At 69.1% G+C, this 16,792-nt stretch carries 12 protein-coding genes; 9 read left to right on the top strand and 3 right to left on the bottom strand.

Annotation, left to right across the window (positions count from 1 at the left end):
- Genes O7631_RS26240 through O7631_RS26230 form a run of 3 tightly spaced genes read left to right on the top strand, consistent with a single transcriptional unit; the run spans position 1 to position 3,901 of the window.
- Positions 1-1,182 carry a mandelate racemase/muconate lactonizing enzyme family protein gene (locus O7631_RS26240; protein ID WP_278146719.1) on the top strand — a complete coding sequence of 394 codons (1,182 nt, stop codon included), beginning with the start codon at positions 1-3 and terminating at the stop codon, positions 1,180-1,182.
- The gene (locus O7631_RS26235) at positions 1,179-2,390 is read left to right on the top strand and encodes a fumarylacetoacetate hydrolase family protein (RefSeq protein ID WP_278146718.1); all 1,212 of its coding nucleotides are present in this window, start codon (positions 1,179-1,181) and stop codon (positions 2,388-2,390) included. The genes O7631_RS26240 and O7631_RS26235 overlap by 4 nt, the downstream gene beginning before the upstream one ends.
- Positions 2,387-3,901 carry an aldehyde dehydrogenase (NADP(+)) gene (locus O7631_RS26230; protein WP_278146717.1) on the top strand — a complete coding sequence of 505 codons (1,515 nt, stop codon included), beginning with the start codon at positions 2,387-2,389 and terminating at the stop codon, positions 3,899-3,901. The genes O7631_RS26235 and O7631_RS26230 overlap by 4 nt, the downstream gene beginning before the upstream one ends.
- A 353-nt stretch (positions 3,902-4,254) precedes the next feature.
- Here O7631_RS26230 and O7631_RS26225 read toward each other — a convergent pair whose 3' ends face one another.
- Positions 4,255-5,730 carry an alpha-N-arabinofuranosidase gene (locus O7631_RS26225; protein ID WP_278146716.1) on the bottom strand — a complete coding sequence of 492 codons (1,476 nt, stop codon included), beginning with the start codon at positions 5,728-5,730 and terminating at the stop codon, positions 4,255-4,257.
- A gap of 654 nt (positions 5,731-6,384) precedes the next feature.
- Between O7631_RS26225 and O7631_RS26220 the strand changes: the two genes are divergently transcribed.
- The 6 genes from O7631_RS26220 (at position 6,385) to O7631_RS26195 (ending at position 14,841) form a co-directional block, all read left to right on the top strand.
- Positions 6,385-7,404: a LacI family DNA-binding transcriptional regulator gene (locus O7631_RS26220; protein ID WP_278146715.1), complete on the top strand. Its 1,020-nt coding sequence runs from the start codon at positions 6,385-6,387 to the stop codon at positions 7,402-7,404.
- Between the two features lie 100 nt (positions 7,405-7,504).
- Positions 7,505-9,682: an alpha/beta hydrolase-fold protein gene (locus O7631_RS26215; protein ID WP_278146714.1), complete on the top strand. Its 2,178-nt coding sequence runs from the start codon at positions 7,505-7,507 to the stop codon at positions 9,680-9,682.
- Positions 9,683-9,783: 101 nt separating this feature from the next.
- Positions 9,784-11,124: an extracellular solute-binding protein gene (locus O7631_RS26210; RefSeq protein WP_278146713.1), complete on the top strand. Its 1,341-nt coding sequence runs from the start codon at positions 9,784-9,786 to the stop codon at positions 11,122-11,124.
- Positions 11,125-11,200: 76 nt separating this feature from the next.
- Positions 11,201-12,139 carry a sugar ABC transporter permease gene (locus tag O7631_RS26205; protein ID WP_269679587.1) on the top strand — a complete coding sequence of 313 codons (939 nt, stop codon included), beginning with the start codon at positions 11,201-11,203 and terminating at the stop codon, positions 12,137-12,139.
- Positions 12,140-13,024: a carbohydrate ABC transporter permease gene (locus O7631_RS26200; protein WP_269679586.1), complete on the top strand. Its 885-nt coding sequence runs from the start codon at positions 12,140-12,142 to the stop codon at positions 13,022-13,024. It begins immediately after the preceding gene.
- A gap of 89 nt (positions 13,025-13,113) precedes the next feature.
- Positions 13,114-14,841: an IlvD/Edd family dehydratase gene (locus tag O7631_RS26195; RefSeq protein WP_278146712.1), complete on the top strand. Its 1,728-nt coding sequence runs from the start codon at positions 13,114-13,116 to the stop codon at positions 14,839-14,841.
- 84 nt (positions 14,842-14,925) lie between these two features.
- Here the strand turns inward: O7631_RS26195 and O7631_RS26190 are convergent, their stop codons facing one another.
- Together O7631_RS26190 and O7631_RS26185 are read right to left on the bottom strand one after the other, a co-directional pair.
- Positions 14,926-15,705 carry an ABC transporter permease gene (locus tag O7631_RS26190; RefSeq protein ID WP_278146711.1) on the bottom strand — a complete coding sequence of 260 codons (780 nt, stop codon included), beginning with the start codon at positions 15,703-15,705 and terminating at the stop codon, positions 14,926-14,928.
- On the bottom strand, positions 15,702-16,718 hold the full coding sequence (locus O7631_RS26185) for an ABC transporter substrate-binding protein (protein WP_278146710.1): 1,017 nt from the start codon (positions 16,716-16,718) through the stop codon (positions 15,702-15,704). Before O7631_RS26185 ends, O7631_RS26190 begins: the two co-directional genes overlap by 4 nt.
- Positions 16,719-16,792 lie beyond the last annotated feature (74 nt).

Below are 16,792 nucleotides of genomic sequence, written 5' to 3'. Positions count from 1 at the left end.
ATGAAGATCGTCTCCGTCGACACGGTGGTCGTCGACTTCTACCGCACGAATCTCGTCATCGTGCGCGTGCACACCGACGAGGGGATCGTCGGGCTCGGTGAGGCCACCCTGGAGGGCAAGGAACGGGCCGTCCAGGGCGCCGTCGCCGAGCTCGCCGAAGCGGTGGTGGGCCTGGACCCCACCAGCATCTCGAAGACCCTCTACGAGCTTGCCCGCAACTGGTACTGGCGCGGCGGACCGGTCGTCATGACCGCGCTGAGTTCGTTCGAGATGGCCCTGTGGGACATCTCGGCGCGGGACCTCGGCGTGCCGGTCTCCCGACTGCTCGGCGGCGCGACGAGGGACCGGGTGCGGGCGTACGCGAACGGGTGGTTCTCCGGTGCCGTCACGCCGGAGGACTACGCGGCGGCGGCGCGCAGGACCGTGGAGTCCGGTTTCCGCGGCCTCAAGTGGGACCCGTTCGAGAACTACGACCTCACCATCACCACCCAGCAACTGGACCGGGTGCTCGCCCAGATCGACGCGGTGCGTGGCGCGGTGGGCCGTGACGTCGAACTGTTCGTCGAGGGGCACGGACGCTTCGACGTCCGGCACGCCGTCAAGGTGGCGAAGGAGATCGCCCAGTTCGACCCGGTGTGGTTCGAGGAGCCCTGCCCACCGGACAACCTCGACGCGCTCGTCGACATCCGCCGCGCGTCGCCCGTGCCGATCGCGGCGGGGGAGCGGTGGTACGGCCGGCAGGGCTTCGCGCCGGCGCTGGCCCGTCAGGCTGTCGACTTCGTCCAACCCGATGTGACGCACGCGGGTGGGATCGCCGAGCTGGCCTTCATCTCGACGCTCGCCGCGACCAGCTACGTCGGGTTCGCCCCGCACAACCCCAGCGGCCCGCTCAGCACGGCCGCGACGTTGCAACTCGGGGCGACACTGCCGAACTTCAGGTATCTGGAGATCATGGCGACGGACGTCCCCTGGCGTCCCGACATCACCAACGAGCGGCTGGTGCTGACCGCCGATGGAGACGTGTTGATCCCGACCGGGGTCGGGCTGGGCATCGAGCTGGACCTCGCGGCGATCGAGCAGCATCCGTTCACACCGCATCCGTTGCGGATGTTCGAGGACGCCGTCTACGACATCCGCCCTCGCGACGAGCGGTCCTTCTTCAACCTGGAGAGCGGCTCATGACGGTGCCACGACCCCGGGGGGCGGCCCTGGACGCGGGGTGGTCCGGCACCGCCGCCGAGGCGCTGCCGGACGATGCCGACGCCAGTGTCCTCGTCGGCCGCATCTGGGATCCGTCGGTCGAGGGGCCGACTCCGGTGACCGTCCGCGACGGCCTGGTCATCGACGTCAGTCGTCATTTCCCGACCGTCCGGGACATCTGCGAACTGCCCGATCCCGCCGCGGTCGTCGCCGGGCTCGACGGGCCGACGGTCGGGGACTTCGGGGAGATCCTGGCCAACACGGAGGCCGCGACCCGGGACCGTACGCGGCCCTGGTTGCTGGCCCCGGTCGACCTCCAGGTGCTCAAGGCCGCCGGGGTGACCTTCCCCATCTCGATGATCGAACGCGTCATCGAGGAACGGGCGCGCGGAGATCTGGCCCTCGCCGCGGACATCCGTCACCGGATGCTCGCCGACGTCGGCGTCGACCTGCACAGCCTCGCTCCGGGCTCGGTGGAGGCGGACCGCCTCAAGAGCCTGCTGGTCGCTGAGGGCATGTGGAGTCAGTACCTGGAGGTGGGGATCGGCCCGGACGCCGAGATCTTCACCAAGGGGCAGGTCCTCTCCGCCGTCGGCACCGCCGTCCCGGTCGGAGTGCTCGCCGCGTCGACCTGGAACAACCCGGAACCCGAGGTCACCCTCATCGTCGCGTCCACCGGGCGGATCGTCGGCGCAACCCTCGGCAACGACGTGAACCTGCGGGACGTGGAGGGTCGCTCGGCGCTGCTGCTTCCGCTGGCGAAGGACAACAACGCCTCCTGCGCCCTGGGCCCTCTGATCCGACTCTTCGACGAGCGGTTCGGGATGGCCCAGGTGCGCGACCTCGAGGTCAGCCTGGAGGTCAGCGGTGTGGACGGCTTCCTGCTGGAGGCGGTCTCGGAGATGACGCGGATGTCGCGTAACCCGGAGGAGTTGGTGCGGCAGTTGATCGGCCCGCACCACCACTATCCGGACGGAGCCGCCCTGATGCTCGGCACCATGTTCGCGCCGATCCAGGACCGGGACCGCCCCGGTGAGGGCTTCACCCACAAGGTCGACGACGTGGTGCGGATCAGCTGCCCGGCGCTCGGCACCCTGGTCAACCGGGTGTGGCACGCGGAGGAGTGCGAGCCCTGGCACTTCGGCGTCCGCGATCTGATGGGCAATCTGGTGAGGAGAGGACTGCTGTGAACGTGGTCATCACTGTCGACCCACGCGACGGCCGGCGGCGCTCGACGGATCTCAGCGAGACGGACGAGTCTCGGCTGGAGGCCGTCGCCGACCAGGCGGCCCGAGCCGCCCGGTGGCTGTCCGGGCTGGGCAGACTCGGCAGGGCGGACATGCTCGACCGCATTGCCGCGTCCCTGGAGTCCCGGCGCGCCGACCTGGTCGCGGCCGCCGAGGCCGAGACCGGCCTCAGCACGGCGCGGCTCAACCAGGAACTCACGCGGTCGGCACTCCAGTTCCGGATGTTCGGTGACGTGGTGCGCGACGGGGCGTACGTCGAGGCCGCCATCGACCACGCCGCCGACACCCCCATCGGGCCCGGTCCGGACCTGCGGCGGATGCTCGTACCTCTCGGACCGGTGGCCGTGTTCGGGGCCAGCAACTTCCCGTTCGCCTTCTCGGTCGCCGGGGGCGACACCGCCGCCGCGCTCGCCGCGGGGTGTCCCACCGTCCTGAAGGCCCACCCGTCGCACCCGCTGACGTCGCACGCCTCCGCCGACGCGATCGAGTCGGCCATCCGCGACCTGGGTGGCCCCGAGGGCGTGATCGGCATCGTGTACGGGGAGCAGGCGGGCCGGTCGCTGGTGCGTCACCCGGCGATCCGGGCGGCCGCCCTGACGGGGTCCGTCGGTGCCGCCCGTGCCATTCAGGCAGCCATCGACGAACGGCCCGATCCGATTCCCCTCTACGCCGAGCTGAGCAGCGTGAACCCGATCGTCGTCCTGCCCGGGGCGGTCGAGGACCGGAGCGACCGGATCGCCGAGGGCCTGTTCACCTCCTTCACGGCGTCGGGCGGTCAGCTGTGCACCAAGCCCGGCCTCGCGTTCGTGCCGTCCGACCCGGCCGGTGACCAGTTGGTCGACGCGCTGCGGGAGCGGGTCGCCTCGGCGGGGGGTGCGGTTCTGTTGAACGAGCGCATCCGGGACGCCTACGAGAAGCAGGCGGCGGCGTTCGAACGCGCCGGCGCTCGGGTCGCGGCGCGACCTCAGGTCGAGCCCGGCGAGGGCTTCACCGTCGCGCCGACACTGCTGGAGGTCGGTCTGCCGGACCTGACGACCGAGATCGCCGACGAGTGCTTCGGCCCGCTGCTGATCGTGGTCCGGTATCACGACGTCACCGACCTCGACGCCGCCCTGGCGACCGTCCCACCGTCGCTGACCGGGGCCATCCACAGTGGGCCAGCCGACCAGGCCGCAGTGGTGCGCCGGCTGGTCGACGTGTTCGCCGCCCGCGCCGGCCGCATCGTCTTCGACGGGTACCCCACCGGTGTCCGGGTTTCCTGGGCCCAGCACCACGGCGGACCCTGGCCGTCGACCAACGCCGTGCACACCTCGGTGGGTGCCACGGCGATCCGGCGGTTCCTGCGTCCGCTGGCGTGGCAGGACGCCCCGGAGTGGGTCCTCCCCGAGGAGCTTCGAGACGAGTACGCCGCCATTCCACGGCGAGTGGACGGGAGGCTGGAATCGAAGGGGTAATAGTCGCGACGTAGGTCGTTGCCGCACCTTTATCGGTGGTGCCAGGTCGGCCGGCGAGCAGTTCCGCGAATTGATTCTGAATGGATTCGCACCGGTCGCCCTGGTGTCGCTGTTCGGTGCCCGCAATTGCCTGCGTGTTGCCCGGCAGAATGCGCCATTGACCGTCCACGGCGAACCCGATGCCCCGGTGGTATCCCGCTACCACGGCGACAAGCTGTTCGACGGTTCCCACAGCTCCCCGGTCGAGGCCCGGTAACCCCGGCTCGACGGCGAACTCCCTGTGGTGGGGAAGCCCCGGCCGCGTACCCCTGGTGAACCCAGGGTGTACGCGGCCGGGGTGGTTCGTCAGCCGATCACGTGGTCACGTCGGTGGCCCGAAGCCGCAGCATGGTCCAGGACGCGGGCGGGAGGGTCAGCTGGACGCCCGTGTCGGCGCTGCGGGCCGTGCCGTTGGGACGCGGCTCGGCGTGGTCCGGGCCGTCGGCCGTGTTCTTGGCGTGCAGGTCGGTCCCGCCGACGGTGACGCACTCGATGATGCCGGCCAGCCGGGCGCCGGTGACATCCACTGTCACCTCGGCCGGGGTGGTGACGACGCGGTTGACGAGGAACACCGTCATCTCACCGGTGTCGTCGTCCCAGGTGGAGACCGCGTCGACAGCGTCGATCTCGCCGAAGCGGTCGGTGGACGTCGTGCTGCCGTCGCGGAGCACGTCGAGCACGGCTCCCCGGGCGTGCCGGGCGGTCCGGGCGAAGGGGTGGAAGATGGTCTGTCGCCAGGCCGCGCCCCCCGGTTCGGTCATGATCGGTGCGATCACGTTGACCAGTTGGGCCTGGCAGGCGGCGGTCACCCGGTCGCTGTGCCGGAGCAGGCTGATCAGCAGACCGCCGACGACCACCGCGTCGGCCACGCTGTAGTGGTCCTCCAGCAGGGGTGGGGCGACCGGCCAGTCCTCGCCGCTCGGCGGGTTGGAGGGGGCGGCGGACTGGTACCAGACGTTCCACTCGTCGAAGGCGATCATGATCTTCTTGGTGGACCTGCGGATCGCCCCGACGGAGTCGGCGATGGCGGTGACCGCGTCGATGTACCGGTCCATGTCCTCGGCGGACGCGAGGAAGCTGGCCAGGTCGTCGTCGACCGGCTGGTAGTAGGCGTGCAACGAGATCAGGTCGACGTCCTCGTACGCCTCGGTGAGCACGTCACGTTCCCAGGCGCCGAACGTCGGCATGCCGAGGTGTGACGAGCCGCAGGCGACGAGTTCGAGGTCGGGATCGAAGCGGCGCATGGCCTTCGCGGTCTGCGACGCGAGCCGCCCGTACTCGGTGGCGCTTCGCTGACCCACCTGCCACGGGCCGTCCATCTCGTTGCCCAGGCACCACAGCGTGATCCCGTACGGATCGGCGGCGCCGTTGTCGCGCCGTTGGTCGGCCAGGTGACTGCCGCCGCGGTGGTTGGCGTACTCCAGCAGGTCGACGGCCTCGGCGGTGCCGCGGGTGCCGAGGTTGACCGCCATGATCGGGTCGACGTCCGCCTTGCCGACCCAGCGCATGAACTCGTCCAGCCCGAACTCGTTGGTTTCCAGGCTGTGCCAGGCGAGATCCAGCCGGGCGGGCCGTTGGTCGACCGGGCCGACGCCGTCCTCCCATCGGTAGGAGGAGACGAAGTTGCCGCCCGGGTAGCGGACCGTGGTGACGCCCAGTTCCCGAACGAGGGCGAGGACGTCGCGCCGGAAGCCGTCCGCGTCGGCCGTCGGATGTCCCGGCTCGTAGAGGCCGGTGTAGACGCAGCGTCCGAGGTGCTCCACGAACGAGCCGAAGAGCCGCCGTGGCACCGGCGCGACGCGTCGGCGCGGGTCGAGGCTCAGACGGTAGGGGAGTGGACGGTCCGTGCCGGACGGTGGTTGCGGCGCTGCGTCGAGGTGGGTGTTCAGGGCTGGCTCCCTTCGTGCGGGGTCCCGCCGTGACGTGGACGTCGCGTACGCGGACCCGGGGGTGGTGGGTCAGTGCGAGCTCTGGACAACATGATGATCGCCGATTACGTTCTTGATCTATGTAAACGTTACCGATCACGTTTACGGTAGGGAATCCGATGTCCATGATCGATGTCGGTGCCGGCGGCCGGGGTGCGCCGCCCCGGCCCGGGTCGGGCGTCTGGTGTCCGTGCGCGCGCGTCGATCGTCGATGCCGCGATCTCGTCGCGTCCGCCTCGCCGTCGTGGCGGAATGGTCCCGACGGGAAGGTGGCGCCGGATGTCGACGGTGCCGAACCACGGTGAGCGACGACGCCGTCGCCGGTCGCCGGTCGCCGGTCGCAATGGTTGTTAACGTGCCCACGGCCTTGGTGAACGCGTGTTCATGACCGCGTAGTCGTCCTGGTAGGACGGTCGGCGAGGGAGTGAAGAGGTCTTGTGTTCGTAATACTTGTCCGTTACGTTGGCAACACCCTGGAAACGTAACCGATAACGATTGCAGTCCAGAGGGAGCGGCATGACCGAGGTCAATGCGCCCGTGACAATGAGTGATGTCGCCCGGGTGGCCGGCGTTTCCACAGCGACTGTTTCGCGCGTGGTCAACGGCCATTACGGCGTCAGCGCCAACACGGTGGCCCACGTCCGCTCGACCATCGAGCAACTCGGTTACGAGTCGAGCCTGGTCGCCACGAGCCTCCGGCGCAGCCGCACGAACGTCCTCGGCCTCGTGACGCACAGCTTCCAGTCGTACACGGCCGAGGTGCTCAAGGGCGCGATGAAGGCGCTGAGCCGCTCGGGCTTCGACCTGATCGTCTACGCCAACAGCGACCTCTACGGGTCGTACTCCGAGGGCTGGGAGCGGCGGCACCTGACCCGCCTGTCGGGCACCCTTACCGACGGGTGCATCGTGGTCACGCCCTGGGGCGAGGTGCAGAGCCGCACGCCGGTGGTGGCCATCGACCCGGCGAGGGGCACGACGAGCCCTTCGGTGATGGCCGACAATCTCGCGGGCGCCACCACCGCCGTCGAGCACCTGCTCGCTCTGGGCCACCGACGCATCGGCTTCATCGCCGGTCGGTCCAGCCTGGAGGCGGCCTGGTCCCGTGAGGAGGGCTACCGGGCCGCGTTGACCGCCGCCGGTGTCCCGGTCGACCCGACGTTGATCGGCCGAGGCGACTTCAACCCCGAGTCTGCGGTTCCGCTGGCGCGGGCCCTCCTGCAACAGGCGGAGCCGCCAACGGCGATCTTCGCGGCGAGCGACGGGATGGCCCTCAAGGCCCTGGAGGTCGCCAGGGAGTTGGGGATCTCCGTCCCTGGGGACCTGTCCGTCGTCGGGTTCGACAACATCCCCGAGTCGGCGTCGACGGCACCAGGCCTGACCACTGTGGACCAGTCGATGTACCAGCTGGGATACGAAGCCGCGCGCATGCTGAAGTCACTGGTGACCGGCGATTGGGAGGGGCCGCACCGGATAGTGCTTCCGACCAGCCTCGTGGTCCGCAGCTCGACCGCGCCACCGAAGAGCACCTTGGCCTGACGGTGAAGGAGGTGTCAACGCAGAACCACGGCCAGATCCACCTGTGAATCGAGCCGGTCAGTCGGGTCGCATCCGCTGCCGGCGCAGAGAGGAGTGGAGCGTGACAACCGAACCGTACCATGGGCGCTTACGCCGGCTGGATGGGCGTCGGCTCTCGGCGGCCTTCACCGCCGGAGTCATCGCCGTCGCAGCGGTAGTGCTCGCACCGCAACCGGCGGCGGCGGCCGACACCCCGTGGCTGACCGTCTCCCCGGAGCGCTACGCGTCGTTCACCGTCCCGGCCGCCTACGTTCAGGAGCAGCTGGGCACTGTGTCGCAGGTCGTGGTGGAGGGCAACTTCGGTCCGTCCTCGGCCACGGCGGAGTTCGGCTTGACCCGCCGTGGCGACGTGTGGTCCGGGGTCCTCGGCGCACTCGAGCCGGGGCTCTACCACTACCAGTTCACCGCCGACGACACCAAGAGCATCAAGGACCCGACGAACGACACGAGTGTGGCGTCCAACCCGCTGCTGAGCACCTTCCTCGTCGCGGGTGACTCGGCACGGTGGTTGGTCGACGCGCCACCCGGCGCCGGCGGCACGGTCGCGACGCTGACCTACCGGACCAAGGCCGGGCAGCGGTCCGCGGTGGTCTGGACACCACCGGGGTACGCGGCCAAGGGCCCGAGGGCCTATCCGGCGCTCTACCTGCAGTCGGGTGACGGCGTGGCCGCCACCGACTGGCTCGATCTCGGGCGGACCAGGCAGATCCTCGACAACCTCTCCGCCGCGGGCACCATGCGGCCGATGGTGGTCGTGATCGCCGACGGCTCGGGCGACAGGGAGCTGAAGGACCTCCGCAAGGCGGTCGCCGACAACTACCTGGTCCTCCGCGATCCGGCACACCAGGCGATCGCCGGAGTGTCCGACGGCGCGACGGCGGCGGTGAAGGCGGCGCTGACCAAACCGGCTCAGTTCGGCTACGTCGGCTGGTTCTCGGGTCGGTCGGTCCCGGACGTCGACCGCAAGGACGCCAAGACGGTCAACCGCACCGTGAAGCTGCTGCGTCTCTACACCGGCAACGTGACCGATCCGGCGCACAACGCCACCTACCGGCTGGCGAAGGAGTTGGGTCGGGCCGGTGTCAGGTTCGAGTCGGACGGGGTCAACCCGGACGGTGGCGCGAACTGGGACACCTGGCAGGAGAATCTGGTCGACTTCGTGCCGAGGCTGTTCCGGCACGTGTCGGACCACGGCCCGAGCCCCGGTCACGGGCAGCTGGAGGGGGAGTTCAACCCGCCGCCGGCGGGCACCACCCCGACGCCCTTCGTCAGCGAGGACGGCTTCGTCACCTTCGAGACCACCACCGACTTCGCCGACGCCCAGCACGTCACGGTCTGGGCGAACGTCGCTCCGGGCGGCAGTTGGCTGCGTGTGCCACTGGCCCGTGACGGTGACCGGTGGCGGGCGACGGTAGGCCCGCTCGAGCCCTGGTTCTACTACTACCGGCTGATCGTGGACCGGGTTCCGTTCAAGGACAACTCGAACCCGACGAAGGTGACCACCGAACCGATGTGGAGCACCTTCTTCATCCCGGGGCCGGAGGCCCGTCTGCTGTCGGACGTCCCCGCCGGCCAGGGCGGGAAGGTCGAGAGCATGACCTACGCCAGCACCGTGGCCGGCCAGGACCGCACGGCGCTGGTGTGGACCCCGCCCGGGTACGACCCGGCTCGTGCCGAACCGTACCCGGTCCTCTACCTCCAGCACGGCGGTGGGCAGAACTACACGGACTGGATCGAGATGGGACGCGCCAAGCAGATCCTCGACCACCAGTTCCTCGACGGTGACCTGGTGCCCATGGTGGTCGTGATGGGCAACGGCAACTCGTCGAACTTCAACCGGGAGCTGTTGGAGAACATCGTTCCCACGGCCCGTGCCCGCTACCACGTCTCCAGCGACTCGTCCCAGCAGGCGCTCGCCGGTCTGTCGATGGGCGGCGGGCAGGCGTTCGGCGTGCTGCGGGCGTACCCGGGGCAGTTCGCGTACGTCGCTGCCTTCTCGGCCGGGTTCGGCAGCGGCACCGGCGTCGACGTGGAGGCGATCAACGACGGCACCAGGATGCTGCGCCTGTACGTGGGTGACCAGACCGACTTCGTGTACCCGAGTTTCATGGCGTCGCTGGCCACGTTGGACGACCTCGGTATCCGCTACGAGTTCGACGGGGTGACCCCCGGGCCGCACGGTTGGGACGTGTGGCAGAAGAACCTCATCGACCTGGCGCCGCGTCTGTTCAAGCGCTAGGAGCCGTTCCAGGCGACGCCACCGGAGCGGGCTTCCTGCCCCGGTGGCGCCCGCCAGCGCCGGATGCCTCCGCACCGCCACCTTGGAAGGGAACCACCTCAATGAAGAGAAGACGGATACTCGCCACGGTTGCCATGCTCGCGGTCGGGACCGGCCTCGTCGCCTGCTCCTCCGACGAGGGCGGGAATGACGCGAGCAACTGCACGAACACCATCACGAAGAAGGACCTGCCGGTCGTGACGATGTGGGGCTGGTACCCCAACACCCAGCTCGTCGTCGACAACTTCAACAAGCAGAACAACGAGGTGCAGGTCTGCTGGACCAACGTCGGGCAGGGCGGCGACGAGTACGACAAGTTCCAGACGGCCATCTCGGCGGGCACCGGAGCGCCCGACGTGATCATGGTCGAGGCGGACCGGATCCCGACCTTCCAGATCCAGGGCGCGCTCATCGACATCAAGAAGTACGGCTACGACGCGGTGAAGGCCAACTACAGCGAGGGCGCCTGGAAGGACGTGTCGGTGGGTGACGCGGTCTACGGCGTCCCTGTCGACGGCGGCCCGATGGGCATGATCTACCGCAAGGACATCTTCGACAAGTACAAGATCACCCCACCGAAGACCTGGGCCGAGTACGAGCAGACCGCGCAGAAGGTCAAGGATGCCGGTGGCCCGCTGTTCGGCGACCTCGGCGCGAACGTCCCGGCGGTCCTGATGGCCCTCCAGATCCAGAAGGGCGCCTCACCCTTCACCTTCGATCCGGCGCAGCCGAAGTCGATCGGTGTGAAGCTCAACGACCAGGCGTCCAAGGACGTGCTGGACTACTGGGGTGGCCTCGCCAAGAAGGGCCTGGTCGGGACGCAGGACCAGTTCACCCCGGAGTACATCTCCGGCGTGATCAACGGTAACTACGCGACGTACATCTCGGCGGCGTGGGCGCCGGGTTACCTGACCGGCGCGGGCGTCGGCAAGGGCCAGGACACCGGCAAGTTCGCGGTGGCGCCGCTGCCGCAGTGGGACGAGGCCAACCCGGTGCAGGTGAACTGGGGCGGGTCGGCGTTCTCGGTGACCAAGCAGTCCAAGAAGCCGGAGTTGGCGGCGAAGGCCGCCTACGGGCTCTACGCCGACAAGGAGTCGCTGACCGACGGCTGGACCAACCAGATCATCTTCCCGCTCAACCTCACGGCCCTCAAGGACCCCGCGTTCATCGACCTGAAGGTGCCGTTCTTCGACGGCCAGCAGGCGAACAAGGAGGTCTACGTCCCCGCCGCGGACGCCTACAAGGGCGTCGCGTACGCCCCCTTCGGCCAGTACTACCTCGACGCCATGACCAAGCAGGTCAGCGAGGTCATCAAGGGGTCCATCACCGGCTCGCAGGCGGCCGACCGGATCCAGGAGGACGTGGCGAAGTACGCCAAGGAGCAAGGCTTCACAGTTCAGTGACCTGACGGGTGGGCCGCGCCGTCAGCGGGCGGGCGGCCCACCCTCCACCCTCGGCGTCCACGTCCCGGAGACCACAATGACACTCACCGAGAAGAGCGCATCGCGTGCTCGTAACGAGACGCGCACGATCCGTGGCAAGGTACACCTTCGCGAACACCTGATGGGGTGGCTCTTCGTCGGGCCGTTCGGGATCGTCTTCCTGGCGTTCCTCATCGCGCCGCTGGCGTACGCGCTGTATCTCAGCCTCTTTCAGAAGAAGCTGATCGGCGGCACCAGCTTCGTCCTCTTCGACAACTACGTGAAAGCGTTCACCGACCCGAGCTTCCTGTCCGGGGCGTGGTTCGTCATCCGCTTCTCGCTCGTGTCCATCCCGATCCAGATCGTCCTCGCGCTCGCGATGGCGCTGATCCTGGACGCGGTGACCACGCTGTTCGCGCGCTTCTCCCGCCTGATGATCTTCCTGCCGTACGCGATTCCGACGGTCATCGGCGCCGTGATGTGGGGGTTCCTCTACAGCAAGGGCTTCGGCCCGCTCACCGACATCTTCGGCTTGTTCGGTGCCACCGCACCGGACTTCCTGAGCAGCGATCTGATCTTCTACGGCCTGCTCAACGTCGTCACCTGGCAGTGGGCCGGCTATTACATGATCATTCTGTACGCGGCGTTGCAGGGCGTCGATCCCACGCTCTACGAGGCCGCCCGGATGGACGGCGCCGGGCGGTGGCAGATCGCTACGCGGATCAAGATCCCGCTGATCGCGCCGGCGCTGATCCTGATCCTGGTGTTCTCGCTCATCGGCACCCTGCAGTTCTTCAACGAACCGCAGATCCTGCGATACCTCGCCGCGGGCACGATCGGGACGGACTTCACCCCCAACATGTACGCGTACCAGCAGGCGTTCTCGCTGGCCAACTTCAACTACGGGTCGGCGATCTCGTTCGCCCTCGGCGGCATCGTGTTCATCTGCGTGTACGCCTTCCTGTTCTTCACCCGCAAGCGGAGGAGCTTCCTCTAGATGACCGCCCCCACGAGCGCCCGCGCCGGCTCCCGTCGGCCGCAGCGCTACCTCCCCCTGCAGATCCTCCTCGGCTTCCTGGTGATCTATTTCCTCGTGCCGTTCTGGTGGGTGATCGTCAACAGCTCCAAGGACGCGCCGGGCCTGTTCGGCGGCGACAACACGCTGTGGTTCACCGACCAGGTCGACTACCTCGGCAACCTCCGGCAGCTCTTCACCTACGACGGGGGCATCTACCTGCGGTGGATCCTCAACTCCACGCTGTACGCCGTCGCGGGTGGCGTGGGCGCCACGGTCCTGGCGGTGATGGCGGGCTACGGGTTCGCCAAGTACCGTTTCGCCGCCCGGCGGTTCAGCTTCGCCGTCGTGCTCGGCGCGTTGATGGTCCCCGCCACCGCCCTGGTCATCCCGACCTTCATCATGTTCTCCCGGCTCGGCCTGACGAACACGGTCTGGGCGGTGATCCTCCCGTCGCTGCTCAACCCGTTCGGCGTCTACCTGATGCACGTGTACGCGCGCGACGCGGTGCCCGACGAACTCCTGGACGCCGCGCGCGTCGACGGCGCGGGCGAGGTGCGCACGTTCCTGCAGATCGCCCTTCCGATGATGCGTCCCGCCGTGGTCACCGTGTTGCTGCTGTCCGCTGTGGCGTCCTGGAACAACTACTTCCTGCCGCTGGCGATGCTCTCCGACAACCGGCTCTTCCCCGTCACCGTCGGTCTCGGCCTCTGGCAGGGGATCGCGTCGGCGAACAACGCGGGAGGCACCTCGCTGTGGAGCCTCATCATCCTGGGCTCGCTCGTGTCGGTGATCCCGCTGATCATCGCGTTCTTCAGCCTGCAACGACACTGGCGCGGCGGGCTGTCCGTCGGAGGCCTCCGGTAGGCCGCGCCCGTCTCACCAGCCAGTGCACCACCAGCTCACGAATCGCCGCGAACCCCCGCGGTGCGGACGGATGACAGAGGAGTCTGCTGATGTCGACGACCAATCGACAGCTGCGCAGCGCGCAGTGGTTCGGTGCGGAGGGCCGCAACGGCTTCATCCACCGGTCCTGGATGCGCAACCAGGGGTTCGCGGACGACGTCTTCGACGGCCGCCCGGTGATCGGCATCGCCACCACCTGGTCGGAGCTGACCCCCTGCAACGCCCACCTGCGGGACCTGGCCGAGTCGGTGAAGCGGGGGGTGTGGGAGAGCGGCGGGTTGCCGCTGGAATTCCCGGCGATGAGCCTGGGTGAACCCCTCATGCGACCCACGACAATGCTCTACCGCAACCTGCTGGCGATGGAGCTGGAGGAGTCCGTCCGAGCCAACCCGCTCGACGCGGTGGTCCTGCTCTCCGGCTGCGACAAGACCACCCCCGGCCTGCTGATGGGGGCGGCGAGCGTCGACCTGCCGACCCTGATGCTGACCGGTGGTCCGATGCTCAACGGCAAGTTCCGCGGCCAGGACATCGGCTCGGGCACCGTCGTCTGGCGCTTCACCGAGGAGATGCGGGCGGGACGGATGAGCGCGGCCGACTGCGCGGAGGCGGAGGTCGGCATGTCCCGCAGTCGGGGGCACTGCATGACCATGGGGACCGCCTCCACGATGGCCTGCGTGACCGAGGCGCTCGGCGTGCAGCTTCCGGGGGCCGCCGCCGTGCCGGCTGTCGACTCCCGACGGTACGCGCTCGCCCACGCCGCCGGACGCCGGATCGTCGCCATGGTCGAGCAGGACCAACGGCTGTCCACGGTGCTCACCAGGGAGGCGTTCGAGAACGCGGTCCGGGTCAACGCCGCGATCGGCGGCTCGACGAACGCCGTCGTACACCTGCTCGCGGTTGCCGGACGCCTCGGTGTCCCGCTGTCGTTGGAGGACTTCGACGCCCTCACCGCCGACGTGCCGATGCTGGTCAACCTCATGCCGTCCGGGGCGTACCTGATGGAGGACTTCGCCTACGCGGGCGGTGTCCCGGCCGTGATGGCGGAGATCGCCCCGCTGCTGCACATGGACCACGTCACCGTCAGCGGAAAGAGCGTGGCCGACAACATCGACGGCGTGAAGTGCTGGAACCGGGACGTCATCGCCACCATGGCCGAGCCGTTCCAACCCGCCGGCTCCGGCACCGTGGTGCTCCGCGGGTCGCTCGCGCCGTCCGGGGCCGTGCTGAAGGTCTCCGCGGCCTCCGCCCACCTCCTCACCCACACCGGGCCGGCGCTCGTCTTCGACCGGATCGAGGAGTACGTCGTCGCGGCCGACGACCTGGACCTCGACGTCACCCCCGACACGGTGATCGTGGTCCGCAACGCCGGGCCACGCGGCTACCCCGGGTTCCCGGAGGTGGGCAACGTGCCCATGCCACGACGGCTGCTCGCCGAGGGGATCACGGACATGGTGCGGATCTCCGACGCCCGGATGAGCGGCACCGGGTACGGCACCTGCGTCCTGCACGTGGCCCCGGAGGCGTCGGTGGGCGGCCCGCTCGCGTTGGTGCGCACCGGCGATCTGGTCCGCGTCGACGTGGCGACGCGGTCCCTGGACCTGCTCGTCGACGACGCGGAACTCGTCCAGCGCCGCGCCGCCTGGCAGCCGCCACCGCCGGTCGCCGACCGGGGATGGGTACGGCTGTACAGCGAGCACGTCCTCCAGGCCGACCAGGGCGCCGACCTGGACTTCCTCGTGGGCGGCAGCGGCAGCGACGTGCCCCGGCACTCGCACTGACCACACCGTGACGCACGAAGCCATGAGGAACCGGTAGTAGGTGAGGTGGGACGGCCCGCGGGGTGGACTCCGCGGTTGCTCGCTTCAGGAGGAGATCGCGCGCGCCCACGGCACGAGGAGGCGTTCGAGGCCGGCCATCAGGTAGAAGAGCAGTGCCCCCATGAGCGCGAGCAGGATCAACGCCGCGAACGCGAGTGGCGTGTCCGCGGACTGGCCGGAACTCGCGATCACCGCGCCGAGCCCGGCCTGGGGGTTGATCACCTCGCCGATGATCGCGCCGATGATGGCGAGTGAGGTCGCCACCTTCAGCCCGACGAAGATCTGCGGCAGGGCCCACGGAAGTCGGACCTTCAGGAAGGTCTGCCACCACGAGGCGGAGAGGGACCGCGCCAGCTCACCGAGGTCGTTCGGTGTCGAGGTCAGGCCCGCCATGGTCGAGATCAGGATCGGGAAGAAGCAGAGCAGCACGACCATCACGATCTTGGCCTCGTAACCGAAGCCGATCCAGACCAGGAGCAGTGGCGCGAGCGCCACCTTCGGCACCGCGTTGATGCCGGCGATCATCGGTAGGACCATCCGCTCGACGGTCCGCGACGCGGCGAGCAGGACGGCGAGCAGCAGCCCGCCCACCGCCGCGATCCCGAAACCGATGATCGTCTCCAGGAAAGTGATCCAGGTCTGCTCGGCCAGGTGACCGGGGAGCCGCAGGAACGCGTCCACCACGTCCGGGGGCGCCGGCAGGAAGAACGGCTCGATGTGGAAGGCCCAGGTGGACAACCACCAGAGCCCGGTCGCGACCACCGCGCCCAGGGCCGGCAGCCCGAGGGTGTGCCAGCGTCGTAGTGCCCGTGAGTCGCCGGTCACGACTTCTTGACGAAGGTCGGGTCCACGACGGCCGCTGGGGTCAGGCCCGACGGGATCAGGTTGGCGCGTTCGAGGACGGCGATGGTCTGGGCCACCCGCGACTCGTCCAGGAACCCGATCGGGGCACCGTCGGCGGGACGGACGTGCGGGGCCATCGCCTCGATCTCGCCCTTGCCCGCGGCCACCGTGTAGGTGGGCTTCGCCTTGTTGAGGATCGTCGCCGCCTCGTCCGGGTGCTCGATGCTGTACGCCAGGCCCTTGAGCGCGGCCTTGGTGAACCGCTGCACGAGGTCGGGGTCCTTGCCGATGAGCGACGGGGTGGTGATGATCGCGTTGCCGAACAGGTCCGGTAGGTAGTCGCTGTACGGCAGGACCACGACGTCCTTGCGGGCGGCGGTCTGCAGGGCACCGCGGCTGAGCAGGAACGTGCCCAGCGCGTCGACCCGCCGGCTCGCCATGAGGCCGTTGAGGGCGGTGGGTTGCACGCCCTCGATCTTCACCGTCGCCGGGTCGAGCCCGGCCAGCCGCGCGTACGCCGGGAAGAGCAACTCGGTCACGGAGCCGCTGCCGGTGGCGATCGTCCTGCCCTGGAGGTCCTTCGGGGTGGTGATGTTGGTGTCCTTGGTGGTCATCACCGAGATCAGCGTCTGCTGGTGCACGGCGGCGATCGCCCGCCAGTCGGTGAACTCGCCCTTGCCCGCCTGGATGACGGCACCGGTGAGGTCGAGAGCGCCGAACTGCACCTGCCCCGACTTGAGCGCCGTCAGGTTCTGCTGGTTGCCGGCCCCCTCCTTGATGTCGACCTCGATGCCGACCTCGGCGAAGAAGCCCTTCTCCTTGGCCACCCACGCGAAGGCGTCCCGGCCCACCGCGCCGAACGCGGTGATGTAGGCGACCTTGTCAATCTCACCGCCGGGCGGGTCGCCGCCGCTGTCACCGGTGTCGCCGCAGCCACCGGCGGCGAGAGCCACGGCCAGCCAGGTCGCCACGAGCGTGGAGAAGCGCTTACCCATGCGGTGCCTCCAGCCTCCGGGCTCGCGACGCCCGGCCCAACCCTGTCGAGGGGGATGGGCGGCACGACGCGAGG

Origin of the sequence: Micromonospora sp. WMMD967 (assembly GCF_029626165.1) — a bacterium.
Taxonomy (GTDB): Bacteria; Actinomycetota; Actinomycetes; order Mycobacteriales; family Micromonosporaceae; genus Micromonospora; species Micromonospora taraxaci.
Note: the sequence above shows the minus strand (reverse complement) of the source record. Positions and strands in the feature narration are given on the sequence as shown.